The organism is Thiobacillus thiophilus (assembly GCF_055378705.1).
Genome location: NZ_AP042404.1, coordinates 650722 through 675532 on the forward strand (window position 1 = coordinate 650722; position 24811 = coordinate 675532).

23 protein-coding genes and 2 tRNA genes are annotated in these 24811 nt (G+C 61.0%); 17 read left to right on the forward strand and 8 right to left on the reverse strand.

What is annotated here, in order from left to right:
* Nucleotides 1–126 precede the first annotated feature (126 nt).
* Both ACZ41T_RS03125 and ACZ41T_RS03130 read right to left on the reverse strand, forming a co-directional pair.
* Nucleotides 127–1359 carry a TIGR03862 family flavoprotein gene (locus ACZ41T_RS03125; protein ID WP_464923025.1) on the reverse strand — a complete coding sequence of 411 codons (1233 nt, stop codon included), beginning with the start codon at nt 1357–1359 and terminating at the stop codon, nt 127–129.
* A gap of 135 nt (nt 1360–1494) precedes the next feature.
* Entirely contained in the window at nt 1495–1827 is a 333-nt protein-coding gene (locus ACZ41T_RS03130) for an H-NS histone family protein (RefSeq protein WP_464923026.1), read from the reverse strand.
* 587 nt (nt 1828–2414) lie between these two features.
* On the opposite strand from ACZ41T_RS03130, the gene ACZ41T_RS03135 reads away from it, so the two are divergent.
* Complete coding sequence (locus ACZ41T_RS03135; protein WP_464923027.1) at nt 2415–2960, forward strand: hypothetical protein; 546 nt, start codon at nt 2415–2417, stop codon at nt 2958–2960.
* 288 nt (nt 2961–3248) lie between these two features.
* On the opposite strand, the gene ACZ41T_RS03140 is transcribed toward ACZ41T_RS03135, so the two are convergent.
* A complete protein-coding gene (locus ACZ41T_RS03140; RefSeq protein WP_464923028.1) occupies nt 3249–3530 on the reverse strand; it encodes a hypothetical protein in 282 nt (93 codons plus the stop codon).
* Between ACZ41T_RS03140 and ACZ41T_RS03145 the strand changes: the two genes are divergently transcribed.
* The 12 genes from ACZ41T_RS03145 to ACZ41T_RS03200 all read left to right on the forward strand — a co-directional run bounded on the left by ACZ41T_RS03145 (nt 3502) and on the right by ACZ41T_RS03200 (nt 15959).
* Nucleotides 3502–4692 (forward strand): efflux RND transporter permease subunit, encoded by a 1191-nt coding sequence (locus ACZ41T_RS03145; protein WP_464923029.1) that lies wholly within the window; start codon nt 3502–3504, stop codon nt 4690–4692. The two genes, ACZ41T_RS03140 and ACZ41T_RS03145, sit on opposite strands and share 29 nt — an antisense overlap.
* Nucleotides 4693–4756: 64 nt before the next feature.
* Nucleotides 4757–6088, forward strand: coding sequence for a chloride channel protein (locus tag ACZ41T_RS03150; RefSeq protein WP_464923030.1), 1332 nt, complete (start codon nt 4757–4759; stop codon nt 6086–6088).
* A 404-nt stretch (nt 6089–6492) separates the two neighbouring features.
* Complete coding sequence (locus ACZ41T_RS03155; protein ID WP_464923031.1) at nt 6493–7764, forward strand: tyrosine-type recombinase/integrase; 1272 nt, start codon at nt 6493–6495, stop codon at nt 7762–7764.
* Entirely contained in the window at nt 7761–8393 is a 633-nt protein-coding gene (locus ACZ41T_RS03160) for a hypothetical protein (protein WP_464923032.1), read from the forward strand. Before ACZ41T_RS03155 ends, ACZ41T_RS03160 begins: the two co-directional genes overlap by 4 nt.
* A 98-nt stretch (nt 8394–8491) precedes the next feature.
* On the forward strand, nt 8492–8746 hold the full coding sequence (locus ACZ41T_RS03165; RefSeq protein WP_464923033.1) for a helix-turn-helix transcriptional regulator: 255 nt from the start codon (nt 8492–8494) through the stop codon (nt 8744–8746).
* A gap of 392 nt (nt 8747–9138) precedes the next feature.
* Nucleotides 9139–9969 carry a toprim domain-containing protein gene (locus ACZ41T_RS03170; RefSeq protein ID WP_464923034.1) on the forward strand — a complete coding sequence of 277 codons (831 nt, stop codon included), beginning with the start codon at nt 9139–9141 and terminating at the stop codon, nt 9967–9969.
* A complete protein-coding gene (locus ACZ41T_RS03175; RefSeq protein WP_464923035.1) occupies nt 9966–11564 on the forward strand; it encodes a YfjI family protein in 1599 nt (532 codons plus the stop codon). The genes ACZ41T_RS03170 and ACZ41T_RS03175 overlap by 4 nt, the downstream gene beginning before the upstream one ends.
* Entirely contained in the window at nt 11564–11941 is a 378-nt protein-coding gene (locus ACZ41T_RS03180; protein WP_464923036.1) for a hypothetical protein, read from the forward strand. Before ACZ41T_RS03175 ends, ACZ41T_RS03180 begins: the two co-directional genes overlap by 1 nt.
* Nucleotides 11942–12108: 167 nt before the next feature.
* Nucleotides 12109–12687 (forward strand): hypothetical protein, encoded by a 579-nt coding sequence (locus ACZ41T_RS03185; protein ID WP_464923037.1) that lies wholly within the window; start codon nt 12109–12111, stop codon nt 12685–12687.
* Nucleotides 12688–12748: 61 nt separating this feature from the next.
* Nucleotides 12749–13303: a hypothetical protein gene (locus ACZ41T_RS03190; RefSeq protein ID WP_464923038.1), complete on the forward strand. Its 555-nt coding sequence runs from the start codon at nt 12749–12751 to the stop codon at nt 13301–13303.
* Nucleotides 13300–15240 (forward strand): head maturation protease, ClpP-related, encoded by a 1941-nt coding sequence (locus ACZ41T_RS03195; protein ID WP_464923039.1) that lies wholly within the window; start codon nt 13300–13302, stop codon nt 15238–15240. Before ACZ41T_RS03190 ends, ACZ41T_RS03195 begins: the two co-directional genes overlap by 4 nt.
* 440 nt (nt 15241–15680) lie before the next feature.
* Nucleotides 15681–15959, forward strand: coding sequence for a hypothetical protein (locus ACZ41T_RS03200; protein WP_464923040.1), 279 nt, complete (start codon nt 15681–15683; stop codon nt 15957–15959).
* Between the two features lie 146 nt (nt 15960–16105).
* On the opposite strand, the gene ACZ41T_RS03205 is transcribed toward ACZ41T_RS03200, so the two are convergent.
* A tRNA-Val gene (locus tag ACZ41T_RS03205) sits at nt 16106–16180 on the reverse strand.
* A 111-nt stretch (nt 16181–16291) separates the two neighbouring features.
* On the opposite strand from ACZ41T_RS03205, the gene gltX reads away from it, so the two are divergent.
* From gltX to ACZ41T_RS03220, 3 genes are all read left to right on the forward strand, one after another.
* Nucleotides 16292–17680, forward strand: a complete 1389-nt coding sequence (gltX, locus tag ACZ41T_RS03210) for a glutamate--tRNA ligase (RefSeq protein ID WP_464923041.1) — start codon at nt 16292–16294, stop codon at nt 17678–17680.
* A gap of 46 nt (nt 17681–17726) precedes the next feature.
* A tRNA-Thr gene (locus ACZ41T_RS03215) sits at nt 17727–17802 on the forward strand.
* A 536-nt stretch (nt 17803–18338) separates the two neighbouring features.
* Nucleotides 18339–19709: an IS701 family transposase gene (locus ACZ41T_RS03220; RefSeq protein WP_464921208.1), complete on the forward strand. Its 1371-nt coding sequence runs from the start codon at nt 18339–18341 to the stop codon at nt 19707–19709.
* 28 nt (nt 19710–19737) lie between these two features.
* Here ACZ41T_RS03220 and ACZ41T_RS03225 read toward each other — a convergent pair whose 3' ends face one another.
* Nucleotides 19738–21120, reverse strand: a complete 1383-nt coding sequence (locus ACZ41T_RS03225; RefSeq protein ID WP_464924017.1) for an undecaprenyl-phosphate glucose phosphotransferase — start codon at nt 21118–21120, stop codon at nt 19738–19740.
* Between the two features lie 6 nt (nt 21121–21126).
* On the opposite strand from ACZ41T_RS03225, the gene ACZ41T_RS03230 reads away from it, so the two are divergent.
* Complete coding sequence (locus tag ACZ41T_RS03230; protein ID WP_464923042.1) at nt 21127–21285, forward strand: hypothetical protein; 159 nt, start codon at nt 21127–21129, stop codon at nt 21283–21285.
* 154 nt (nt 21286–21439) lie between these two features.
* Here ACZ41T_RS03230 and ACZ41T_RS03235 read toward each other — a convergent pair whose 3' ends face one another.
* From ACZ41T_RS03235 to ltrA, 3 genes are all read right to left on the reverse strand, one after another.
* A complete protein-coding gene (locus ACZ41T_RS03235; RefSeq protein ID WP_464923043.1) occupies nt 21440–21856 on the reverse strand; it encodes a PIN domain-containing protein in 417 nt (138 codons plus the stop codon).
* A gap of 5 nt (nt 21857–21861) precedes the next feature.
* A complete protein-coding gene (locus ACZ41T_RS03240; RefSeq protein ID WP_464923044.1) occupies nt 21862–22101 on the reverse strand; it encodes an antitoxin in 240 nt (79 codons plus the stop codon).
* A gap of 458 nt (nt 22102–22559) precedes the next feature.
* Nucleotides 22560–23876: a group II intron reverse transcriptase/maturase gene (gene ltrA, locus ACZ41T_RS03245; RefSeq protein ID WP_464923045.1), complete on the reverse strand. Its 1317-nt coding sequence runs from the start codon at nt 23874–23876 to the stop codon at nt 22560–22562.
* Nucleotides 23877–24811: the final 935 nt, after the last annotated feature.

Below are 24811 nucleotides of genomic sequence, written 5' to 3' on the forward strand. Positions count from 1 at the left end.
TGATATTTAAGACGCTTCGTCATTGCGGGGTTCGCAGAGCCATCGCGATCCAGCGCCTGTCGATACAGCATGATTCTGGATTGCTTCCCGCCGCGCTTCGCTCGCGGTCGCAATGACGGAAGACCGTCATTCATTGGTGTTCAGGTAATTCAATGCGCCCCGCCCCGCGGCGCGCCCGCTGGCGAAGCTGGCCGTCAGCAGATAACCGCCGGTGGGCGCTTCCCAGTCGAGCATTTCGCCGGCGCAGAACACGCCGGGCAGGTCGCGCAGCATCAGGTTTTCGTCCAGCGCCTCGAAGCGCACACCGCCGGCGCTGCTGATCGCCTCGTCGAGCGGGCGCGGGGCGACAAGCGTGAGCGGCAGCGATTTTATCGCGTTGGCGAGCTTCAGCGGATCGTTCAATCGATCGGGCGACAGGATTTCGCGCAGCAGCGCCATTTTCACGCCCCTGATTCCGGCGCGGCTTTGCAGGTGGCTGGACAGCGAGCGAGCACCGCGCGGATGGACGACCTCGGCAATGACCCGCTCCAGTGTCTTGTCGGGCGCCAGGTCGAGTTGCAGCGTCACCGCCCCCAGCGCCGCAATGGTGTCGCGCAGCAGCGCCGACAGGGCATACACCAGGCTGCCCTCGATGCCGCTGTCGGACAGCATCAACTCGCCACGGCGCGCGTGCAAATTTCCGGTGGCATCGGTGAAGCGCAGCGCCACGGTTTTCAGCGGCTGCCCGGCAAAGCGGCTCTTCAGATGCTCGCTCCAGCCGCCCGCTACGTCGAAGCCGCAGTTCGACGGCAGCAAGGGCGCGACCCCGATCCCGCGCTGCGCCAGCAGCGGCACCCACGCGCCGTCCGACCCCAGCTTCGCCCAGCTGCCGCCGCCGAGCGACAGCACCGCGGCGTCGACTTTCACCGCCAATTCACCCCCCGGCGCGGTAAAGCGCAGCGCACCCGCTGCGTCCCACCCCAGCCAGCGATGCCGCACATGAAATCGCACCCCGGCTTCGCGCAGCCGATGCAGCCACGCGCGCAGCAGCGGCGCCGCCTTCATCTCCCTGGGAAATACCCGCCCCGACGAGCCGGTGAAAGTCTCGACCCCCAGCCCGTGAATCCACGCCCGCAGCGCATCAGGGGGGAAGGCTTCGAGCAGCGGCTTGATTGCAGCAGTGCGCGCGCCGTAGCGCGACAGAAAAATATCGAACGGCTCGGAATGGGTGATGTTCATGCCGCCCACGCCGGCGAGCAGGAACTTGCGTCCCGGCGACGACATGGCGTCATAAAGATCAACCTGAACACCGCCCTGCGCCAGCACCTCGGCAGCCATCAGACCTGCAGGACCGCCTCCGATTACAGCAACTGTACGCATGGGCAAGTAGAGGGAATGGGCAGCGCATAATATGTCTACACTCACGCACCGGCGCCATCGCCGCGATTTTCGGGTGCAAACACCACGGCATCGGGCCGGGGGCGACCCTCCCTCAGATATCCGCTCTCTGCCCCCTCACCCAATCAAAAACTCATCCTTCGTCCGCCCCTTGGCCAACGCATCCGCCAGCCACCTGGGCGCACGACCGCGGCCCGACCATGACTCGCCGGTGGCCGGATTGCGGTACTTGGCCGCCACCGCCCCACGTGCCTTGGCCTTTTTCGTCCCGCCCTTCAGGTCTGCCAGGGTGATCCCAAATTCCTTCATCCTCGCCTGAATATCCGCCACCACCGCGGCGATTTCAGCGCGACGCGCTGTCTCGGCCTGTTGCAACAATGCTTCCGCCTGGGCCTTCAATTCCTTGTATGTCGCCATCGTATTTCTCCTATCAAGTGAGTAAATCAACATCAGCAATAATCCAGATTAATCTGAATACACCATAAAAACCCATTACCTTCGCGAAGGCCAGGATAACAAACCACGAAGCCATTGAAGATAAAGGGTGCGGTTAATCGCCGCCATCGCCAACCCCGGGCGCGGCGGGCGCGGGCAGAGAGATATTTCTCGGGGATGAATTATGACTGAAACAGCGCGCGGACAGAGAAGGGCAAGCATCAGCCGATCCCTCGTCGGGTGCCCAAGACGCTGGCTCTTTGGCTACCCTGGCATCAAACGGTCCAGCTTTAAGTTCAAGAAGCACCGAATCCTTAACCAAGGCAACGATTATGTACCAAGTTCCGGAGGGAAGGTCAATGCCGATACTAGGGAACCGCTGATTAATTTGTTCATTGCGAGGCGCGCAGCGACGCGGCAATCCAGAAATTCCCGCTTAATCGATACGCTGGATTGCTTCGCTGCGCTCGCAATAACGGCCATATCGAATTAATCAGTGCTTCCTTAGCGAATTGCCTCAAGATAAAAGTTTCCGAACGTAGTCATTTGAAGGAATCGTTGCCTCAAGTTAAAGGTTACCGAAAGACCAAAAGTAATCTGCCATGGGCACACAAGAGCGACGCGCTTATCTGGAAGCGATACAGACACGCTACCGGCGTGCCCGGAAAACCGGCAAGACAATCTTTCTGGACGAGTTTTGCGCAGTCTGCGGCTATCCGCAAATATGCGCTGCGCGTGCTGCGCATCGCAGGCTGCCGCAGCAAATCGGCCATACCCAAGCCCGGCCCGACCTCACCGAGCTGGTTGAAGCCCTGCGCACGATCTGGGGGGCCTCAGACCAGTTATGCAGCAAACGCCTCAAGGCGGCGCTGCCGTTATGGCTGCGGCACTACGAGACGGGCTTCGAGCCGCTGTCCGCTGAAACACGTGCCTTGCTGGACGCCATCTCGGCGGCAACTATCGACCGTTTGCTCAAGCCGGTTCGTGCTCAGCCGGGACGGCGAGGCTTGTCCGGCACCAAGCCTGGCACCTTGCTGAAGAAGCACATTTCCATCCAGACCGGTATATGGAATGTGACCCAGCCCGGCTTCATCGAGGCCGACACAGTGGCGCATTACGGCGACAGCCTGGCGGGAGATTTCGTGTGAAGCCTGACCATGGCCGACCTCTGCACCGGCGGGACGGAGTGCCGGGCGACCTGGAACAAGGATTCAGCGGGGGGGATGACGCAAATCAAGGCGATCCAGCAAGCCTTGCCTTTCCAGATCAGGGGATTCGATTGTGACAACGGCTCTGAATTCCTCAACTGGCATCTGCTGCGGTATTTCCAGAACCCGTCACAGCCCGTCAAATTCACGCGCTCACGGCTTTATCACTCGAACGATAATGCTCATATCGAGCAAAAGAACCAAAAGAACTGGTCGTGCGTGCGGCAGTTATTCGGCTATGAGCGCTTGGGGCAGGCCACGATGGTGGCGCCGATGAATGACTTGTATGCCAACGAATTCAGCGCGCGAACCGACGTGGCGCGGGGGCGGGTCGGACTGGCCGAGGCCGGGATGCAGGTGGTGCGCCAGAGCGTGCTGCGGCAAACCGCGCAGACGTGGATCCAGCGCCATGCCGCCGAGGCGCAACTGCGGCACATCGCCGCGCTCTACGATGAAAACCGCCTGTTCGACGCTGGTGCCGGTGCTGGCCAACATCTGGGTGCCGCTCATCCGCAACCGCATCGACATGCTCGCCACCGGCATCAAGAGCCCGATCGGGGTGAAAATCGCCAGCGCCAGACTGGCCGACATCGACCGCGTCGCGCAGCAGGTCGAACGCATCGCCAGAACGGTGCCCGGGGTGTCGTCCGCGCTCGCCGAGCGCCTCACCGGCGGACGCTACGTCGACATCGACCGCGCCGCCGCCGCGCGCTACGGCCTCAACGTCGCCGACGTGCAATCGGTGGTGGCGAGCCTGATCGGCGGCGAAAACATCGGCGAGACCGTCGAGGGGCTGGCGCGCTACCCGATCAACGTGCGCTATCCGCGCGAATGGCGCGACACCCCGGAAAAGCTCACCGCGCTGCCCATCCTCACTCCCGGCGGCAGCCAGATCACCCTCGGCATGGTGGCCACGGTCAGGCTCAGCGAGGGGCCGCCGATGCTGAAAAGCGAGAATGCGCGGCTGTCGGGCTGGGTCTATGTCGATGTGCGCGGGCGCGATCTTGCGTCCACCGTGGCCGATCTGCAGCAGGCCGTGGCCGCCGGGGTCAAGCTCGAACCCGGCATGAGCATCGCCTACGCCGGCCAGTTCGAATTCATGCAGCGCGCCAACGCGCGGCTGAAAGCCGTGGTGCCGGCCACCCTGGCGATCATCTTCGTACTGCTCTATCTAACCTTCCGCCGCTTCGACGAGGCGCTGCTCATCATGGCCACCCTGCCGTTCGCGCTGACCGGCGGCGTGTGGTTCCTCTACGCGATGGGCTATAACCTGTCGATCGCGACCGGGGTCGGTTTCATCGCGCTGGCCGGCGTCGCCGCCGAATTCGGCGTCATCATGCTGCTGTATCTGAAGAACGCCTGGACCGCGCAGCAGGCCGCCGGGCAGGCCGGCGAAGCGGGCCTGCAGGACGCCATCCGCGAAGGCGCGGTGCAGCGCGTGCGGCCAAAAGCCATGACCGTGGCGGTGATCGTCGCCGGCCTGCTGCCGATCATGGTTGGCAGCGGCACCGGCAGCGAGGTGATGAGCCGCATCGCCGCCCCGATGATCGGCGGCATGGTGAGCGCGCCGCTGCTGTCGCTGTTCGTCGTCCCGGCGGCCTACTGGCTGATGCGCCGGCGCGCCGCGCGCGCGGTCCTCAACGGCAAGGCAGCCGTCGGCCAGACCGAATGACGCGCAGACGCCATGCACGACGATCGGGACAAGACACGGAGCGTACGGTTAACATCGGGCCATCATGAAATGGCCCCGCCCCCGCATCCCCTACATCCAAAAGCGCCATCGCGTCAGCCTGCTCACAGGCCGACTGTGGCTGCGCCACATGCTGTTCTGGAGTGGTGCAGTCGCCGTGGGGCTGGCCGCCACGGTCTTTGCACTGAGCAGCAACCAAGCCCAAGCGCTGTTCCGCAAACTGCTTGTGATCTCCCCATGGCTGCCCCTGCTGGTCACGCCGCTGACCCTCGCCGGCGTGGCCGCCCTGACGCAACGTTATTTCAAGGGCGCGGAAGGCAGCGGCATCCCCCAGACGATCGCTGCCATCCGCATGCCGGAAGGCAGCGATCGCGACGCCGTGCTGTCCCTGCGCGTGGCAGTGGCCAAGATGCTGCTGACCTGCATCGGCCTGGCGGGTGGCGCCAGTGTGGGGCGTGAGGGTCCTACCGTGCAGGTCGGCGCGGCGCTGCTCTACAATCTGCGCTGGCTGATCCGCTTTCCCCGCCATCTCATGGAGCGGGGCCTGATCATTGCCGGCGGCGGCGCCGGGGTGGCAGCGGCGTTCAACACACCGCTCGCAGGCATCGTGTTCGCCATCGAAGAAATGGCGCGCTCCTTCGAGGAACGCTCCAGCGGCACCCTGCTGACGGCCGTGATCATCGCGGGTCTGGCCGCAATCTACGTGCAGGGCGATTACGCCTATTTCGGCGCCACCGACGCTGCCCTCAGCGGTGCGTCGGGCTGGTTGGGCGTGCTGTTGTGCGGTTTGGCGGGCGGCCTGCTGGGCGGCGGCTTCAGCCGCTTGCTGCTGGCGTTTTCGGCGCGCGGCCTGCCCGCTCGGGCGGGCGCCTTCAGGCGCACCTACCCAGTGTACTTCGCCGCAGTATGCGGCCTGCTGCTGGCCCTGATCGGCCTGGCCTCGGGGAGCGCCGTCTACGGCAGCGGCTACGACGAGGCCAAACACCTGCTCGAGGGCTCCGGCGAGGTATCGGCGGCCTACGGTTTGTGGAAGATACTGGCGACCTTCGTGTCCTTCATCAGCGGCATCCCCGGCGGGCTATTCGCCCCCAGCCTGTCGGCCGGTGCCGGCATCGGTCAGGCGGTGGCCAGCCTGCTGAACCAGGGGGATGGCAGCGCCCTCATCATAATCGGCATGGCCGCCTATTTCGCCGGCGTGGTGCAGGCCCCCATCACCGCCTTCGTCATCGTCATGGAAATGACCGCCAACCACGACATGGTGGTGCCATTGATGCTGGCCACGCTCCTGGCCACCGCCGTATCCCGCGTGATCTGCCCGAAGCCGCTATACAAGGCGCTGGCGAACGCCTACCTGGCTCGCGTGCGGCCTTCGGCCTGAGCAGACAGGGCGAAACGGGAATTGCAAAATGGGTTTTCCGGCGATGGCCTGTCACATTTGCCGTGAACCGGCACACCCTGGGGCGGCAATGCCAGGGGAAATGAAAAAGGACCGGCGCATGCCGATCCTTTTCCGATGTTCGGGCTGGTGGGCAGTACAGGGCTTGAACCTGTGACCCCCGCCGTGTGAATGCAAAAAGCGGGGTATTTCCCTTGCTTACTGATTTTTACCAAAACGCGCTTTTCCCTTGATACGCCTTCGTTTCCGGCTTACTATTAGTGCAGTGGTCAAACTGTTTTTGACTGTTTTTTACTGCTTACTGCTTACTATGTGTTTACTTTTTTGACCGCTGCACTTCAAAAAACGGCACCAGAAAAAGTAAGCAGGCCGAAAAAGGATCCGTCATGCCGAAGGTCAACAAGTCATTCGTGGAGTCTGTCAGCACGCCTGAAAAAGATGCGTTTTTCTGGGATGACGAAATCAAGGGTTTCGGCCTGAAGGTTTCCCCTTCCGGGTCAAAGGCGTTTGTTTTCCAGTACCGGACAAAGCAGGGCCGAAGCCGTCGATTCACCATCGGGCGCTATAGCGATACGCTCACCGCCGACCAGGCCAGAAAACGTGCGAAGGATTTACGCCGCGCCGTCGAGGATGGCGGCGACCCGATGGATGAAAAGCAGGTCAATCGGCAGGCCGAGACATTGGAGGAAGTGTTCGACCGTTATCTGGCGTCTGCCAAGTTTGCCGAAAAAGCAGACAGCACAAAGGCGACTGACCGAGGCCGAATCAATCGCCACCTTAAGAAAACCATCGGGCGCTTGTACGCCGACGATTTAACAGCGGAGGACGTGCGCAAGGCTTTCAACCATATCCGCGACGGCAAGACCGCCACGAATCAGAAAACGGGCTTCAGGGGCCGCGCAATCGTTCGGGGCGGCGAAGGTGCGGCCCGTATGTCAGTAAGGCTGCTACGGGCTGTTCTGACGTGGGAGGGATACACCGGCGAGAGGAACCCGGCCAACAATGTGAACGTCGGCAGCGATGGCGAACGCGACACCGTTCTGGAAACCGGCGAGGAATACGCCCGCCTGTTTGAAACCCTGACCACGATGGAGAACGAGAAACGAATCAGGCCAGCCCATGCCGACGCCATCCGCATCATTGCACTGACCGGGGCTAGGCGCGGAGAAATTGCGTCATTGCAATGGCGGCACGTCGATCAAAAGAAGGCACTGATTACCCTGCCACCAAGCCAGCACAAGACCGGCAAAAAGACCGGCAAGCCGCGCATTATTGGTCTGCCCACGGCTGCCGTTGAAATCATCGCCCGACAACCTGCCGGCGATCCTGACGACTTCGTTTTTATTCCGAGCAAGGGCAGCGGCGGGGCCGTCACCCTATCGGCCACGTGGCGCAAGGTGCGCGTAGAAGCCAAATTACCCGACGGCATAGGCTTGCACGGTCTGAGGCATTCACTTGCCAGCCACATGGCGATCAATGGCGCGCAAGCTGCCGAGATCATGACCGCACTGGGACACCGGCAGTTATCGACCGCACAGAGATACATTCACTGGGCTGAGGATGCGCGCAAAGGCTTGGCTGAACGGTCTGCCGCGCATATCACCACCGCCATGAACACGGCACCGAAGGCCAAGCCCAAGCTGGAGGTGGTGAAATGATGACCCGCGACGAAGCCGAACAGGATCGCATCGCCCGCATCGATGCCGAAAACGAAGCTGCCATCCGGGCATGGCGCGCCGAACGCGAGGCCCTTAGGTCTGTTGAATATTCCACCAATGACGAGTACGCGCGCATCGATGATGAATTCGATATGGCGCACGACACGGTTAACGCGTTTTTAACCAATATCGAAATGGCGGGCGAAGTGGTCGAAATGACGGACGAAGTAGAGGAGGCCGCCGACAAGATGTTCGATATTGCGATTCGGCTTGGCGACCGCCTCATGCTGGCATTCTGCTTCGCCCGCTACGATGACTTCGTAAAGGCGCGCCGTGCGCCACCCTGGGCGATGCTTGAGCATATCGGTGACGCATTCACGCGTTATCGTTCGCACGGCAGCACTACGCTGGATGCCGCGTTCGGCCTGGCAAAAATCGGCAAAGGCCGGCCGCCTAGCTGGAGTGAACGCCTTTCGAATAGGACGGCTTCGAGCTTCATTGCACACCTGGTGATGGAAAAAAAAGTCCCGAGCGAAAGCAAGGCCATTGCACAGGCTGAAGACTTTTTCAAACGGGGCGACCTGCGCGACGTGTGGAAAAAGTTTAGACGAATTGTCAAGGGTGAATAATGCGATTTTCGTCTGCTGACTGACGCACGACCGGCGAATAAATTGCCACTCCATACCGCAAGCCACTTCGGCAAGCGGTGTTTATATGGAGAGGTAAAATGGATTCCACACGCTTTCTTGACCGCATCGAAGCAGCCGAATATCTGACCGCAAAAGGCTTGCGTGTCAGCAAGAACACCCTTCAAAAATTGGTAACAGTCGGAGGCGGCCCGCTGTATCGCCGCTTCGGGCACCGCGCCGTTTATCTGGCATCCGATCTTGACGCCTGGGCAGAGCGCAAGATGGGCGCACCAGCGATGACCTACGCCCGGCCCGCCAAGTTCGACCGCGATGATTGCGAGGTCGCGCAATGAACGCGCCCATAAAAAAAGCCCGCTGGCAGGCGGGCTTGGTACAACACTTCGATTCACATATTACACGTCTTGCCGGTTTGCTGGTAGTGGCCAGCGCCACGTCTGGCGCCGCCGTTGCGATGGTCTGTCTGCTGGCCTTGCGTCTACTCGGAGGTGCATCGTGAGCTGCCCAAACGATGCCCCTCAAGCCCGCATTGCGATTCTGTGCCCTTGCTGTTCTGCCGAGGTAACTCATCGGAGGTACGGCTTCGACGTCATCGCCTGTGCGCCGCACTTGACCCTGACAACGTGGTTCGTGTGTGACACCTGCGAGACCGCCCTGACCGGCGACGATGCCGCCGCACGGGACGCGACTGTTCGTGCGTTCGAAGCCCACTTGGAGGGCAGCGAACATGACACACGCCATTGAACACCGCTTCCTCGATTTCATGCGCGCGACCGGCCTGGCGCCACTGAAGGACACCCCGACCGCCGATGGGCGCTTGCACCGCTACCGCGTCGACGGTGACAAGCCGGGCAGCATGAACGGATGGTATGCACTACACCTCGACCCGATCCCGCACGGCGCTGTAGGTTCGTGGAAAACCGGAGATACGCACCCCTGGCGCGATGCCGAAGCCGGCAAGATCAACCGGCAGGAATGGCAGGAATTGCAGCGCCGCATGGCCAAGGTTAAAGCGGATCGTTTTGAGGAACAGAAAGAGGTTTGGCGGGAAGCCCGAGAGCGTGCGGCGAAGATGTGGGCGGCGTCGCGGCCTGCCGATGCGCAGCACGCCTACCTGCAGCGCAAGCAAGTAAAGGCCTGGGGAATACGGCAGTTGCGCGACAACCTGCTGATCCCGGTGCGGCGCGACGGAGTGACGCACTCACTGCAGCTTGTCAGCCCGGACGGTGTGAAAAAATTCCTGACAGGCGGCATGGTGCGCGAATGCTACTTCTCCATTGGCGTGCCAGCGGGCACGATCTGTATTGCCGAGGGCTACGCCACCGCCGCCAGCGTCTACGAGGCAACCGGGCACGCCACCGCTGTGGCATTTAATGCCGGCAACCTGACGCCGGTTGCACGCAAACTTCGTCGCATCTTTCCGTTCGAGAAGATCATCGTAGTAGCCGATGACGATGCGGCCACCCCCGGCAACCCCGGCCTGACCGCCGCCACCCGCGCCGCCGCGTCGGTGTGCGGGCTGGTCGCACGCCCTGACTTCAGCGAGGTGCAATCATGACCGCGGCCTTGACGGACATGAACGACCTGGCCATCGCTGCCGGCCCCGAGGCGGTGCGCAAGTCGCTGGAGGCGGCGACACCGACCGCGCCTTTACCTGCGGACGATGGCGGACGCTGGAATGAGTACCTTCCGTTCAACCGGATCGAGACCCCGGAGCTTTCCGCCGATCTTCTGCCTGGCATTTTTGGCGAGTATGCGCAGGCGCTGTCGGATGGGCTTCAGACGCCCCCGACGATGGCGACGCTGCTCACCGTGTCGGTGCTGTCCCTGGCGCTGCAGCGCAAGTTCAAGGTATCGCCGTTCGGTGATGACTACAGCGAGCCTGTATGTGTGTGGACGGCGATCCTGGCCGACTCCGGCGAGCGCAAGTCGGCAGTGTTTATACGGCTGCTCAAGCCAGTGCTGTTGATGGAAGCGAAGCTGGCCGACCGGATGCGCACCGAAATTATCGAGCGCGACACCCTGCGCAAAATTAGCCGGCTCCGGGCGGAAAAGCTGCAAGGGGATGCGGCGAAGGCGGACAGCGCGGTGCGGCGCGGCGAGATCGTGCGCGAGATTACCGAACTGTCCGAGCAAACTCTGGACGAATTGCGGCCACCGCGATTCTTTACCGGCGACGTGACGCCGGAACGGCTGCAGGCGATGCTGGCGGAACACGACGGCCGCATGGCGGTGATGAGTGACGAAGGCGGCATATTCGCCGTGCTGGCTGGCCTGTACTCTGGCGGCGAGGCCGTGGTGGACGTGGCGCTGCAGGCCTACAGCGGCTCATCCGTGCGCGTTGACCGTGGCAGCCGAACGGCGATTATCAACCGGCCGACACTGACCTTCGGACTCGGGATACAGCCCGGACTGCTGCAGGACATGGCCCCGGCCGCCAAACGCAAGTTTCGCAGCTCGGGCATGTTCGCCCGATTCTTTTTCGGACTACCGGCAACCCGCATCGGCAAGCGCGACATGGGCCGGCGCGTCACCATCCCGGTCGATCTTGAAGCGAGGTATCGCGGCGAGGTGCTGCGCCTGCTGGAACTGGAGGCGCGCACCGATGTGGCAGCCGGTGAAGACGACGAGCATGTACTGCTGCTGTCCGATGCCGCGCGTGAATTGTGGGTGAAGTTCGCGCAGAAGATCGAGAACGAACAGGCCGAAGGCGGGCCGCTAGAATCCATGCGCGACTGGTGCGCAAAGCTGCCAGGCGGCGCGCTGCGGGTGGCTGGCCTGTTCCACGTCGCAGGGGGCGGCAAGGCGGCGGAAACAATCAGCGAGGAAACCATGAAGCGGGCTGTTGGGCTGTGCTTGCGGCTGATCCGCCACGCGCAGGCGGTGTTCGACCTGATTGGTGCCGATGCCACTACAGACGATGCGCGGTTGTGCTGGCGGTGGATTGAGCGGCATGGTGAGGCTGAGTTCCTGCGCTCCGAACTGCACCGCGCCCACCACACCCGGTTCGACAAGATCGACCGCCTGATCGCCGCGCTGGAAGCACTCAAGACGCGGAACCTGATCGCCGGCCCATACAAGGGAACGGGCACGGGCGGGCGCCCACCGATCTATTACGCGGTCAACCCCCTTGCCATGAAAGGGGGTGTGTGATGCCGACTTTCGCACCTTTTTTAGCTGATTCCCTAGAAGGTTTTAATAAGGTTTTTCTTTCTTTCCTTGTGAATAAAGGCCTTCAAGACCAGTGGCACACCAAGGCAGTAATAAAGGGCGGAAAGGTGCGAAAGCCACTTTCAGCACTTTTAACCCTTTATTCCTGTCAGGTGTGCGGATGGGGGATTGCGGGCCTGACCCGTGCCACCACTGCCGAGTCCACGTCCACCACCGCCTGCGTCATGGGTAGTATCGACCCGACACCTCAAAGGTTCTCTGGAGCTTCAACTCAGGCGGGTGATTCGACGCTGGTTTTATTTCTAGGGTGTGAATTGTGGACAAAGGCAACACCGTTGCCCAAGGGGGTGACGCTGTGACCACCACGCCGAATCCCCCCGATCTGCTGCCCGGAAACGCTCAGCAGTCACTCTGCGGCCTTCCCGATGCGCCAGAATTGTTGAAGGTGCGGATACAGCCGGCGCAGTTCGCACGTGCCCTGGGCTGTTCTAAACAGTCTGTCAGTCGTTGGGTGCGCGACGGTTGGGTGTCCCTGGGTGCTGACGGCCGATTAGATCCCACCGTCGCCATCGGCCAGCTACTGCGCCGCTGTGACCCTGGCCGCCTGCGCGCCCGCTGGCTGAGGCAAGCCGTTGGTGAAGTCCAGGACTTGCGCGAGGTGGCGGCACGCGCAGAGGATCGCGCCGATGCCGCCGCCGCCAAACTGGTCGAGGCTGAAAAACAGATTGCCCACCTCGAGCGATGGGCGGCCGATGGTGATGCTCATGCCGACGCCTTCCGCGCGCTGCTGATCGAACACGCTGATGCGTTGCGCGCAGCCCCACCCGAGGCATGGGAAGAAATCTTTGCTGGCCTGTCGGATCGCGCATGGGACACCGTAGACCCGGACTCCGTCGACGCGCCGGCCGATCTGGATATGTCCGTCGACCTGTCCGCCGAACTGGCCTCGCTGGAAGCCGAGCTGTCCACCCCGGACGATCTGGATATTGATGCCGCCGACGTCGCCGAACTGGCCTCGCTGGAAGCCGATCTGGATACGCTGGATGCCGAGGCGGCAACGGCTTGGCGCGAATTGTCGAGCACGGACGGGGAGCGGGGCGAATGACCGCGCCGATCCTGATGGCCGAGCGCCGCGCCGCCGGTCTGCCTGCCGGGAGGGTGCATTGATGGACGCCGATCTCTTGCATGACCAGATACCGCCGACGCCAGTTGCACGGCTCGCCAGCCTGTTGGACAGTCTGTTCCGTAGCCAGCCCATTACTCCGGACACGAAGGAATGGATGGTGAATGCACTCCTACACTATCTCAGCCATGGCGGCGAATACCCGCTAGACCGCTTCCTTGGACTCGCCCCGATAGAGGCAGGCCGAAGCAGCTTATCGACTCGCCTGGGCTTGCTCAAGCGCAACCTGCACTTGACGGATGCGCTGCAGCAAATTGGCTTGAACGAGTCGGTTTCCCGCTGGGGCCGATGCCAGAGACTCGCTCGGGAAAACAGCAAGTTTGAAGGCCGGACGTGGAAACTCTACCGGCATCTGAAAGACCCGCCCGCAAGCTGGCCTGATTGGCAGCAATCGCTGTTCTTGGCGCACAAAACTGGCGTGCCGGTTCCACAAACAGAGCACGGGCTGTACGGCATTCTTAAGCAAGTTGACGGGGTTTCATTTAACGCACCAGGCGTCAGACTACTTGCAACACTCACCCGGATTAAAAACTCATGAAAAAATCGTGGTACGACATCAAGGCGCGGGCCGACAACGGCGCGGCCATTTCGATATTTGATGAAATCGGCGCTTTCGGCGTGAGCGCCAAGACGTTTATTCAAGACATTGCAGCCCTGGGCGGCACTCAGAATTTGACGATCCAAATCAACTCACCGGGCGGTAGCGTACAAGACGGAACCGCCATTCACAACGCGATTAAAAAACACCCCGGCCACGTCACAGTTGAAATCAATGGATGGGCGCTTTCTATCGCCTCATACATCGCGATGGCTGGCAACACCATCCGCATGGCCAGCAACGGGCTGTTGATGATCCATAACCCCTGGGTGAATACATCGGGCGATGCCGACGAGCTGCGCAAGGCCGCTGATGTTCTGGACAAGACCCGCGAAGCCCTTATTGCCGGATATGCACGTTCCGGAAACAGCCGCGCAAAAATTATCGCCTGGCTTGACAGCGAGACTTGGTTCACCGCCGCCGAAGCTTTGGCCGCCGGATTTATTGACGAAGTGCAACAAAATGATTTACCCATCGCTGCCAGCTTTGACAGCACAAAATTCACCATCCCCGCACGTTTTTTACATAAAGGAAATGACGCCATGAGCACGAAAACCGAACCCCTGAACGTTGATGAAATTCGCTCTGCAGCAGTTGCCGCCGAGCGCCAGCGCTGCAGCGACATCCGCGCAGAATTCAAACACTTCAAGAATCATGACGGCATGGATGAAGTCCTCGCTGCCTGCCTGAATGACGGCGACTGCACCGCCCGCGATGCCGGTCAGCGTATTCTCGCGAGAATGGGGAGGGACGCCTTCCCCGTCGGCGCCACCCATATTGAATCCGTGGTTGGCACTTCACAAGACAGCCGTGGGAAAGACTTCCAGGAAGCCTGCTCGCAATCGCTGCTTATCCGTGCTGGCGTTCGCGTGTCGAACCCCTCCCCGATGGTTCGCGATGTTGAACGACTCAATATTACCGCGATGGCGGAAAACATCCTGAGCATGAATGGCAAACGCACCCACGGCTTCGGGCGTGCCGACATCATCAAGGCGGCCATGGGCACCAGCGATTTCCCGGCGCTGCTGGCAAACACCGCGGGCAAGGCGCTACAGCAGGGCTACGAAAACGAACCCACCACCCACCAAATCTGGACGGGCGAAAAAGAAGTTGCCGACTTCAAGGAGCAATCTTTTGCCGCGCTGAGTGAAGCGCCTGGCCTGCTCGAAGTGGCTGAGCTGGGCGAGTACATTCACGGCATCTTTGGCGAAGGCGTGGAAAAATTCTCAATCAAAACCTTTGGCCGGGTGCTGCAAATTTCCCGTCAGGCACTGATAAATGACGACTTGCAAGCGTTTACTGCCATGCCTGCAGCATTCGGATCATCCGCCCGCCGCAAGGAAGCCGATATTGTTTACGCGAAGCTGACGGGCGCACCGGTCATGGCTGACGGCGATACACTGTTCCACGCCAACCACGGCAACCTTGCCTCAGTGGGCGCTGCGCTGAGCTTGAGTTCACTGGGCGAAGCCCGTGCCGCCATGCGCCGTCAAAAGGGCATCGCTGGAACCAGCCACATCGATCCGCAACCGCGCTTCCTGATTGTGCCTGTCGCACTGGAAAGCACGGCTGAGGCGATGCTGAACAGCTTGGTGCTGTACGGAGCCACGAACGACACCAACAACCTGCAGTGGATTCGCAACCTGACTTTGGTGGCTGATCCTCGTCTGGACGATGTGAGCGAAACCGCTTGGTATTTGGCGGCAAGCCCTAACCAGATTGACACCATCGTTCGCGCCTATCTGGCAGGACAAGCCCGGCCATACTACGAAGAAAATCTTGAGTTCCTCGTGGATGCCATGTCGATCAAATCCCGGCTCGACTTTGGCTGTGGCGTGATTGATTTCCGTGGTCTTTACAAGAACACCGGCGCTTAACGCGCCAGCGTGACAAGAACACCGGCGCTTAGCGCCAGCGTGATACCACTCGGGCGAGAGAGTCGAGCCCATACCCCGAGTGGTAAGTAGCCTCCTCAATGTCATGGGAACGGCAGGTCATGCTCGGCTGAGCATGAGAGGTGCATCCGCCCCGCGTGAAAAACGGGCCAACTGCACACCACACCCGAGACCCGCCACGGCGGGTTTTTTTATGCGCGGATAGGCGCGAGGATATAGGCCGGCCCGAGAAAACGCCGTGGCGGCGATTCTGGCGGGTCTTGACTGTCAACGTGCGCCAGCGGGGGGGCGCGAACGTTGCAATTGGCGAAAAAATAGGCGTATGCTGGAGATGTCCAACACCCTGTTGGATAAAAAGCGGGGCGACCAAGCGTTGAAGCGCGAGGCCACCCCTACCACAACCGTTTACAAAGGAAACGATCATGGGTGCATCAATTATCCCTCAATCCCCGGCACTTCGATTCACGGCGACGCTTGGCGTCTATCAGTTCGCGCCGGCCGTTACCGTGCTCGAGCTGGAGGACCAGTTAAGCGCGAAGCAGTCGCAGCTAAATGCGATGCTATCCGTCGCGGGTGAGTCCAGGCTGGACTGTGTCTCTGACTCCCTGGCAAATTACTTTTGGGCCTGCAAGGCAACTGCTGAAGAAATCGCCGACCTGACGGCGGAATTGCTCCGCCGGAATAGTCCGCAGCAGTCCTGAAAACACGCGCCCACCAAAAACAGCCCGGCACGAAGGCCGGGCTTTTTGTTGGCCCGCTGCTTACTATCTGTTTACTTTTTTCTGGACACAAAAAATCCAGCACTAGGCTGGACTCTTGTAAGTGATTGATTTCACTATGTTCGGGCTGGTGGGCAGTACAGGGCTTGAACCTGTGACCCCCGCCGTGTGAAGGCGATGCTCTACCGCTGAGCTAACTGCCCCGAAGCGGCGCGAATTAAACCACATCCGACCCGACGCGGTCAATTTCGGTACGGCCGGCCGGATTAAACACAGCCGGGTAAAATGGCCCCTTTTTCCCGCCCGGCCCTGCCATGATCCGCACCCGCTTCGCCCCCTCCCCCACCGGCTACCTTCATATCGGCGGTGCGCGCACCGCGCTGTTCTCGTGGGCGTTCGCGCGTCATCACGGCGGCCAGTTCATCCTGCGCATCGAGGACACCGACATCGCGCGCTCAACCCCCGAGGCGGTGCAGGGGATCCTCGACGGCATGGCGTGGCTGGTTCTGAACCACGACGAAGGCCCGTTCTACCAGACCAAGCGCCTGTACCGCTACAAGGAAGTGATCGAGCAGATGCTGGCCAGCGGCCAGGCCTACCACTGCTATTGCAGCACCGAGGAGCTCGACGAAATGCGCGAGGCGCAGCGCGCGCGGGGCGAGAAGCCGCGCTACGATGGCCGCTGGCGCCCCGAGCCCGGCAAGACACTACCGGTGCCGCCTTCCGGCGTACAGCCAGTGGTGCGCTTCAGGAATCCAGCCGACGGCACGGTGGCATGGAAGGACCTGGTCAAGGGCATCATCGAGTTTTCCAATGCCGAGCTCGACGACCTCATTATCGCGCGCGGCGATGGCACACCCACCTACAACTTCTGCGTGGTGGTGGACGACTGGGACATGCAGATCAGCCACGTCATCCGCGGCGACGACCACGTCAACAACACGCCGCGCCAGATCAATATCCTGAAGGCGCTGGGCGCGACGGTGCCGCAGTACGCGCATCTGTCGATGATCCTCGGCGACGACGGCACCAAGCTGTCCAAGCGCCACGGCGCGGTGTCGGTAATGCAGTATTTCGAGGAAGGCTACCTGCCGGAAGCGGTCATCAACTACCTGGCGCGGCTCGGCTGGTCGCACGGCGACGCCGAAATCTTTAGCCGCGAGCAGTTCGTGCAGTGGTTCGACCTCGACCACATCACGCCGTCGGCAGCGCAGTTCAACACCGAAAAGCTGCGCTGGCTCAACCAGCAGTACATCAAGGCGGCCGACGACGCGCGACTGGCTGGGCTCGTGCGTCCCTTCCTGGTGCGCAACGGCGGCAATCCGGACGATGGCCCCGACCTCGCCGCGGTGTGCGCGCTGGTGAAGGAACGCGCCGCCACCATCGTCGAACTGGCCGACGCCGCCACCCTGTTCTACCGCACCCTGCACCCCACGCCCGAACTCCTGGCGCAGCATGTCACGCCCGAGGTGCTGCCGGCGCTGGCCGACCTCGCCGCGCGACTCGAAACGTTGACCTGGGAGCGCAGCGCCATCAGCGCCGCATTCAAGGAAACCCTCGCCGCGCACGGCCTCAAGATGCCCAAGCTGGCGATGCCGGTGCGCGTGCTGGTGACCGGCGAAGCGCAGACCCCGGCGATCGACGCCACGCTGGAACTGATCGGCCGCGACAGGGTGGTCAGCCGCCTCAAAGCCGCACTGTAGGCGGCCACACGCACGAGCGAATCCGCTATAATGCGCGCTGTTTTTCGCCGGCGTAGCTCAGTTGGTAGAGCAGCGCATTCGTAATGCGAAGGTCGCCAGTTCGATTCCGGCCGCCGGCACCAGTTGTAAAAAAAACGCCGCTCATTGAGCGGCGTTTTTGTTGGGCGCGGAGCAATACCAACCTACGGCTATCAGCCATCACCGGCAGCGCAGGGAAATGCGTTACTGAGCGGCAAAGGCCAGTAAGCGGCCAGTCGATAAATTCGGCGCACACTTCCCCCCCGCGTCAGAATAATTGTCGCCCCGATATGCGCACCAGGAGCGGGCTTCCCCGCTCCTGCGGGGGACGTCGCGTGAAATCGTGGGCAGGCCGTGCGGGAATGAAGTTGCGGGGGAGGGTTGGGCTTGGTAACCGACGCGGGGATACGTCGGCAAGGGGGTGCGGCTTATTTAACCTGGGAACCGCTGATTAATTTGTCATTGCGGGGCGCGCAGCGACGCGGCAATCCAGAAATTCCCGCTTAATCGATACGCTGGATTGCTTCGCTGCGCAATGACGGCCATATCGAATTAATCAGCGGTTCCCTAGTCTGACTGTGTCACTAAATTCTGAAACTTGCCTATATTTCAGAACATCTTCCTTACTGAGGGCGATGTCATGGAAGTCGAAGACGAACTGGAACGGTATCTTGATCGCCTGGCGGGTGTGCTTGGCCATGCGGATCGAAGGACGGGGTTGATGGACTACTGTCGGGGATTGATGTTGCCGATCAAACGCAAGAGCGTGGAGCCGCTGGCAGCGCATGTCGATCCGCTGCACGTTCAGGCCAAGCACCAGTCGCTGCACCACTTTGTGGCCAAGTCGGCGTGGTCGGACGAAGCGGTGTTGAGGGAAGTGCGAGCCGTTGTGGAACCGGCGCTGAATTTCGATCGCGGTTGCTACTGGATCATTGACGACACAGGCATCCCGAAGCAGGGCACTCACTCGGTCGGCGTCACCCGGCAATACTGTGGTCAACTGGGCAAGACCGAGAACTGCCAGGTTGCTGTCAGTTTGTCGCTGGCCAGCGACACGGGCAGTTTGCCCATCCAGTGGCGCCTGTATCTGCCCAAGGAATGGACGGGTGACCTGCCGCGCTGCCATGCAGCGGGTGTTCCGGAGGACATCAAGTTCTCGACCAAGATTGACATTGCCTTGGCCCAAGTGAAGCAAGCTCAAGACGATGGAGTGCCTGCCGGAATTGTTCTGGCTGACCCGGCGTATGGCGATAGCGCCTCGTTTCGCGACAAACTGGCCGCGATGGGTTTGCGCTACGCGGTCGGCATCAGATCGGCTACCAGCGTGTGGGCGCCAGGCGTGGCGCCCTTGCCGCCCGAGCCCACGGCAGGCCGGGGACGCCCCAGCAAGAACCTGCGCCGTGCGCCCGGCCACACGCCGGTGTCGGTCAAGGCGCTGGCGCTGGCCTTGCCGGGCGAAGCCTACCAAACTGTGGCCTGGCGCGAAGGCACGAACGAAACACTAAGCTCGCGTTTTGCCGCAGTGCGCATCCGTACCGCCTACCGCGACTATTGGCAAAGCACCCAGCGTCCCGAGGAGTGGTTGCCGATCGAGTGGCCGGAAGGCGATGCGGAACCGCTGAAGTACTTCCTCTCGACCTTGTCTGCGGATACGCAGATTGAGCAACTGGTGTTCGTTACCAAGATGCGCTGGCGCATCGAGCGTGACTATCGGGAATTGAAGCAGGAGTTTGGCCTGGGCCAGTATGAAGGGCGAAATTGGCGAGGGCTGCATCATCACGCCACCCTGTGCATTGCTGCCTACGCCTTCTTGCTGCATCAGCGCCTCGCGCTGGGCAGTAAAAAAAACGCTGCTCGACCAAAAGCGCCTACCCTACCCAAAAATTACCAGCCTCGCGGCAGCGGGGCGAGCACAACGACACGTACCCGATTCGATCGCCACGCTTCGCTTTCTCATCGCCGCTCGTATCGTACTTTGCCTGCAGCGATGTCCGTGTTGCGGATCGGTTAAACGCAATTTGTGACACAGTAAAACTAGGCTAATAGGCGTTCTGGTCACGCCAGACGACGACCAGGGTTTTGGCGATGATTATGAGGTCGAAGGCGAGCGACCAGTTGCGCATGTAATCGATGTCGTACTGGACGCGGGCGCGCATTTTGTCGAGAGTTTCGGTTTCGCCGCGCAGGCCGTTGACCTGCGCCAAACCGGTGATGCCGGGCTTGACCTTGTGGCGCAGCATGTAGCCTTTGATGAGCTTGCGGTATTGCTCGTTGTGGGCAACGGTGTGGGGGCGCGGGCCAACGACGCTCATGTGGCCCTGCAGGACATTGATGAACTGGGGCAGTTCGTCAAGCGAGGTGCGGCGGATGAATGCACCGAAGCGGGTGATGCGGGGGTCGCAGCGGACGGCCTGTTTGACGGTGGCACCGTCTTCGCAGACGCTCATGGAGCGGAATTTGTAGACGAGGATTTCGTTACCGTCGAGGCCGTAGCGGCGCTGTTTGAAAATGGCAGGGCCGGGGGACGACAGTTTGACGCCGGCGGCCAGCACCAGCAGCAACGGCCAGATCAGCAACAGGATGAGGCTGGCGATGACGAGGTCGCTGATGCGCTTGCCGATACCGCTGACGCCAAGGGTGGGCGATTCGGTCAGCGCCACGACGGGCATGCCGTGGATGTGATCGACCCGCGCCTGGATCAGGTCGGAGACGAAGATGTCCGGCACGATATAGACCGAGACGGTAGTGTCGCGCAGGGCGTCGAGCAGAGCCAGGGTGCGCGGCTGCGAGGCCATGGGCAGGGTGATGTAGACGAGGTCGATGCTGTTTTGGTTAACGTATTCGGGAATTTCAGTCATCCGCCCAAGCAGCTTTTGCGGGTCGGTGAGTTCGGTGCGGTCAAGGGCGCGATCATCAAAAAATCCGGCTACGTCCACCCCCAGCGCGCTGTCATTGACAAAGCGCCCGCACAATTCGGTGCCCAGATGCCCGGCGCCGACGATGACGGCACGGCGGCGCCCGCCTTCGAGCAGCAGCAGACGCGGCAGCAGCTTGCGGACGGCGCGGTGCGCCAGCCACATGGGGACGGGGGTGATGAGCATCCACGCCATGACCAGATGGGGCGGGAAAAAGTCGAGGTAGCCGGTGAAATAGCCGAACAGCAGGATCAGCCCGGAGAGGAAGAACCAGGGCATGGCGACCTCGTTCCAGAAGGCGCGCAGGCTGACTTCGGGCCACTTGCCGGGAAAGGTGAGGGTGAATACGATGAGGGCGAGAATAGGATACGGCCCGCGGAAGGGCTCGTCGAAATACAGCGTGCAACCGATCAGCACCAGGACCGCCACTAAGGGGTCGAGCAGGTTCTTGGTCAGGGATATGACGGAAAGCGGCTGCCGAAACAGCCACTGATTGTGGTTTATCATCACGCCATGAGCATTGTGTCGATGCGGGTTTCCTGGTGGCCTGTGGCAGGCGCGTTATCGATCGATCAAATCCGGCAGCCTGCTCCCATACGCCGGAACATTATCCAACAAAAGGACCAGATTGAGATTGCCAGGATAAAGATTGAATTCACCCAGAACCCGTAAGCGCCCCGCCGCGCCTTGATCTTCGATAGAGTGCCGTTATCGTTATTGATACGCTCACCTATTTGGAGAGAAAGGAAGGCAGGGCGATGGGGGCTTTGACATGCGGACACAGGCGCTCACTGTCGTAAAAACGGCAATTGCTGATTATGCCGGTTCATCCTCCTGGAAGGGATTCAAACCAGTTTTCAACCCTAAGCCTGGGTACCCGGGAAAACTCACTCGTATTTGCCGTCACCAGAGTGGATTCAGTGGCCAGGGCGTGCGCGGCAATCAGCATATCGTTCGGCCCAATCGGCGTACCGGCTTGTTCCAGGTGAAGACGCAGCTTCGCGTATTCGTGATCTGCAGGGGTATCGAACGAGCAGACGTCCATCACGGCAAGGATTGTTTCGACCTGTGCGGTGAGCTTGAAGGCATTTCGTTTGGCTGCCCCGAAGCGCAATTCGCTTGCCACGATCATGGACGTGCAAACGGCCGCCTCCCCCACTTGCGCGATACATGCTGCAATCCTGCCCTGCGGGTGGCACACCAGATCCGACAGGATATTGGTGTCAAGCAAATATCGGGGCATTCGGGTCAAAACTTGACGTCGTCCAATGGCGGCATTCCCTTGTCGATATCAGGAAAGTCCTCATCCAGGGCACACAGCGTAGCGAGCGTAGCCAGCAGCCCCTTTTTCCGGATCGGCTCGATCACCAGACGATCGTCTTCCCGGCGAATGATCGCCTCTTCCGCATCCAGCTCGAACTCGCGCGGAATGCGGATCGCCTGATTCCGCCCATTGCGAAAAAAACGGACAAGTCTCTCTGCATTCATGGATGGCCCCTTTAGACATGGCATATGTCGCAGCCTATGCCATGCATGTCGATGCGTCAATCTTGTCACACGCAACAACAGCGATGTATTGGCTTCACTTCATTCAGTCCAGCCCACGAACGCTATCTATCTAGACCTGACCCCTGAGTCTGTGCGCTATCTATCTAGACCTGACCCCTGAGTCTGTGAGTCTGGACCCCTGAGTCTGGACCCCTGAGTCTGGACCCCTGAGTCTGGACCCCTGAGTCTGGACCCCTGGGTCTGGACCCCTGAGTCTGGACCCCGGAGTCTGGACCCCGGAGTCTGGACCCCGGAGTTCCTTCCCGGAGTTCCGTTGAAACCGTAGACAGGTCACAAGGGGATGAAGTTGATAGGGGTAGAGAAAGGCTCTCGCCCTCCCCTCCCTCCGAACCGTGCGTGCGGTTCTCCCGCACACGGCTCTCCAGTCAGTGGTTTCCTCATCGGGATTGGCTCGCCGACATTCGGGCTTCTGTCATGGTGAATAGCCCCAATGCAGCGAAGTAGGCATTTGGCCAGCGCTGGTGATCGGCGTGACATTTCCCAAATCCGGGGCGCTTTTCCTGTTTGCGCAGGATCGCCCGAAGTCTTCGACGGATGAATCCATCCAGCCGGGGAAACTCCCAGTGGCAGGCGTGCTTGAAGTAGCCATACCAACCCCTGATCATCGGGCTGAGGTCGGCAATGATCCGCGTCAGGCTGTCGCCTCGGGTGCGACGTGTCTTTTCCCGTATCTTGTCCTTGAACCCTTGCAGGCTCTTTTTCCTCACCCAGCGCTTGCCCGCTTCAAACCGGTAGCCAAGAAACTCGAAGCCTTGTCCCTCTATCCGGCAATCCCCAATGTGGGTCTTGTCGGGGTGCAGGGTCAGGCCGTTTTCTACGACCCACGCTTTGACTTCTTCCAATGCTGCGTGCGCTTGTTCCGCGCTCCGGCACAGGATGACGAAGTCGTCGGCGTAGCGCACCATGCGATAGCCAAGCTTTGACATTCTTTCGTCCAGGGGGTGCAGGTAGAGGTTCGCCAGCAAGGGGCTGATGACCGCCCCTTGCGGGGTGCCCCCCGTCGGCGTCCATCGCTCCAGTCCTTTGACGATGTCCTGTCGCAGCCAACCCGCCAGGAGTTCAAGCAGACGCCCATCGCTGATGCGTTCTTCGATTCTTGCCTTGAGCAGGCGGTGCGGGATGCTGTCGAAGTAGCCTTTGAGGTCGGCATCAACCACGTGGGTGTGGCCTTCTCTGAGGTATCCATCAACTTCCCGCAGCGCGTCTTTGCAGCCTTTTCCCGGTCGGAATCCATAACTCATGGGCAGAAATTCTTTCTCGAAGATGGGCTCGATCACCCGCTTTACCGCTGTCTGGACGATTCTGTCCTTGACGGTGGGGATGCCCAGGGGGCGCGTCTTGCCGCCCGCTTTGGGGATTTCCACGCGGCGTACGGCTTGGGGCTGATACCGCCCTTGTTCGAGGTCTTCCGCCAGTTCGTTCAGGTGTCGTTCGGCGTTGGCCGCAAATCCTTCGATGCTTTGCCGGTCTATCCCCGCTGCCCCCCGGTTGGCCTTGACTTGTTCCCAGGCCATCCGCAGGGTGCTCGGCCGATAGACTTTGTCAATCAGGCTGAACCATTTGTTTCCTTTGACGCCGTTGCCCAGCGCCGCCAACATGCGTTCCGTCCAGACGGTGCGATCTACCCAGTCCCAGTGGGTTGGGGCAGTTTCGGCTTGTATAGCCATTGCGGGCACTTCCGCCGATTCGCTCATGCTCTCGCTCCTTCTGTCTTTCTCGCTTCCACTTTCCTGCCTCCCTTCCCTCGGCGCGACTTTGCTTTCCGCGCTTTTCCGGCTGCCTCTGCGGAGTTTAGGCTCCAGGGTGCGCCCCCCAGCCCGACGCCGGTTTCCCGGCTGTTTGGCCTTGTTCCGCTCTTCAGCCTTGCGGTACTACGAAGGCTCTGACTCCTGACACGCGTCACCACGCGCGCAGGTCTCCCCGCTTATCTCACACACACTTCCCAGCGTTCCGCCTCCAACCACGTGGGTGACCCGGATATCGCTTTGCACGCCAATGTCAGCGTATCCGATGCGTTTCAGGCTTCGCCATCTCCTAGCCGGCTCGCCGTCACTCCCCGCCGAATCGAGTTCGTCTCCTGCGGACCGCCAGTTCGCTTCCGGTTGCTCTCCACCCCATCTCACGATGACGCAGTTACCTTCAGCTACGGAGTCTTGGCTTACTCCGACACGGACTCGCACCGTGCTGTGTGCGCGCCTTCACGGGCGCACTGGGAGCGGGTTTACCCGCGAATGCCGGCGCGGCGTAATTACCGGCATTTGGGCCGGGGGCGGCCGTGCGTGTTTGTTGCCGACTTGTCGGCTTTTAACCCACGGCCTACCCCCCTGCAGGTACTCACACAGTGCATAGGTTGGGCTGCAAAGCCCAACAAAACAGGCTGCGTTCCGTGCCGGAAATGAGTGACATGCGTGCGTGTTGGGCTTCATTTCATTCAGCCCAAGCTACGAACGCTATCTATCTAGACCTGACCCCGGAGTTCGTAGACCTGACCCCGGAGTTCCGGAGTTCACGAACTATCGGAGTTGACCCCGGAGTTCCGTTGAAACCGTAGACAGGTCACAAGGGGATGAAGTTGATAGGGGTAGAGAAAGGCTCTCGCCCTCCCCTCCCTCCGAACCGTGCGTGCGGT

Coding starts and splice junctions, on each gene's coding strand:
- ACZ41T_RS03125 (WP_464923025.1), bottom strand. CDS start 1,359: ATGCGTACAGTTGCTGTAATCGGAGGCGGTCCTGCAGGTCTGATGGCT.
- ACZ41T_RS03130 (WP_464923026.1), bottom strand. CDS start 1,827: ATGTTGATTTACTCACTTGATAGGAGAAATACGATGGCGACATACAAG.
- ACZ41T_RS03135 (WP_464923027.1), top strand. CDS start 2,415: ATGGGCACACAAGAGCGACGCGCTTATCTGGAAGCGATACAGACACGC.
- ACZ41T_RS03140 (WP_464923028.1), bottom strand. CDS start 3,530: ATGAGCGGCACCCAGATGTTGGCCAGCACCGGCACCAGCGTCGAACAG.
- ACZ41T_RS03150 (WP_464923030.1), top strand. CDS start 4,757: ATGAAATGGCCCCGCCCCCGCATCCCCTACATCCAAAAGCGCCATCGC.
- ACZ41T_RS03155 (WP_464923031.1), top strand. CDS start 6,493: ATGCCGAAGGTCAACAAGTCATTCGTGGAGTCTGTCAGCACGCCTGAA.
- ACZ41T_RS03160 (WP_464923032.1), top strand. CDS start 7,761: ATGATGACCCGCGACGAAGCCGAACAGGATCGCATCGCCCGCATCGAT.
- ACZ41T_RS03165 (WP_464923033.1), top strand. CDS start 8,492: ATGGATTCCACACGCTTTCTTGACCGCATCGAAGCAGCCGAATATCTG.
- ACZ41T_RS03170 (WP_464923034.1), top strand. CDS start 9,139: ATGACACACGCCATTGAACACCGCTTCCTCGATTTCATGCGCGCGACC.
- ACZ41T_RS03175 (WP_464923035.1), top strand. CDS start 9,966: ATGACCGCGGCCTTGACGGACATGAACGACCTGGCCATCGCTGCCGGC.
- ACZ41T_RS03180 (WP_464923036.1), top strand. CDS start 11,564: ATGCCGACTTTCGCACCTTTTTTAGCTGATTCCCTAGAAGGTTTTAAT.
- ACZ41T_RS03190 (WP_464923038.1), top strand. CDS start 12,749: ATGGACGCCGATCTCTTGCATGACCAGATACCGCCGACGCCAGTTGCA.
- ACZ41T_RS03195 (WP_464923039.1), top strand. CDS start 13,300: ATGAAAAAATCGTGGTACGACATCAAGGCGCGGGCCGACAACGGCGCG.
- ACZ41T_RS03200 (WP_464923040.1), top strand. CDS start 15,681: ATGGGTGCATCAATTATCCCTCAATCCCCGGCACTTCGATTCACGGCG.
- gltX (WP_464923041.1), top strand. CDS start 16,292: ATGATCCGCACCCGCTTCGCCCCCTCCCCCACCGGCTACCTTCATATC.
- ACZ41T_RS03220 (WP_464921208.1), top strand. CDS start 18,339: ATGGAAGTCGAAGACGAACTGGAACGGTATCTTGATCGCCTGGCGGGT.
- ACZ41T_RS03225 (WP_464924017.1), bottom strand. CDS start 21,120: ATGATAAACCACAATCAGTGGCTGTTTCGGCAGCCGCTTTCCGTCATA.
- ACZ41T_RS03230 (WP_464923042.1), top strand. CDS start 21,127: ATGAGCATTGTGTCGATGCGGGTTTCCTGGTGGCCTGTGGCAGGCGCG.
- ACZ41T_RS03235 (WP_464923043.1), bottom strand. CDS start 21,856: ATGCCCCGATATTTGCTTGACACCAATATCCTGTCGGATCTGGTGTGC.
- ACZ41T_RS03240 (WP_464923044.1), bottom strand. CDS start 22,101: ATGAATGCAGAGAGACTTGTCCGTTTTTTTCGCAATGGGCGGAATCAG.
- ltrA (WP_464923045.1), bottom strand. CDS start 23,876: ATGAGCGAATCGGCGGAAGTGCCCGCAATGGCTATACAAGCCGAAACT.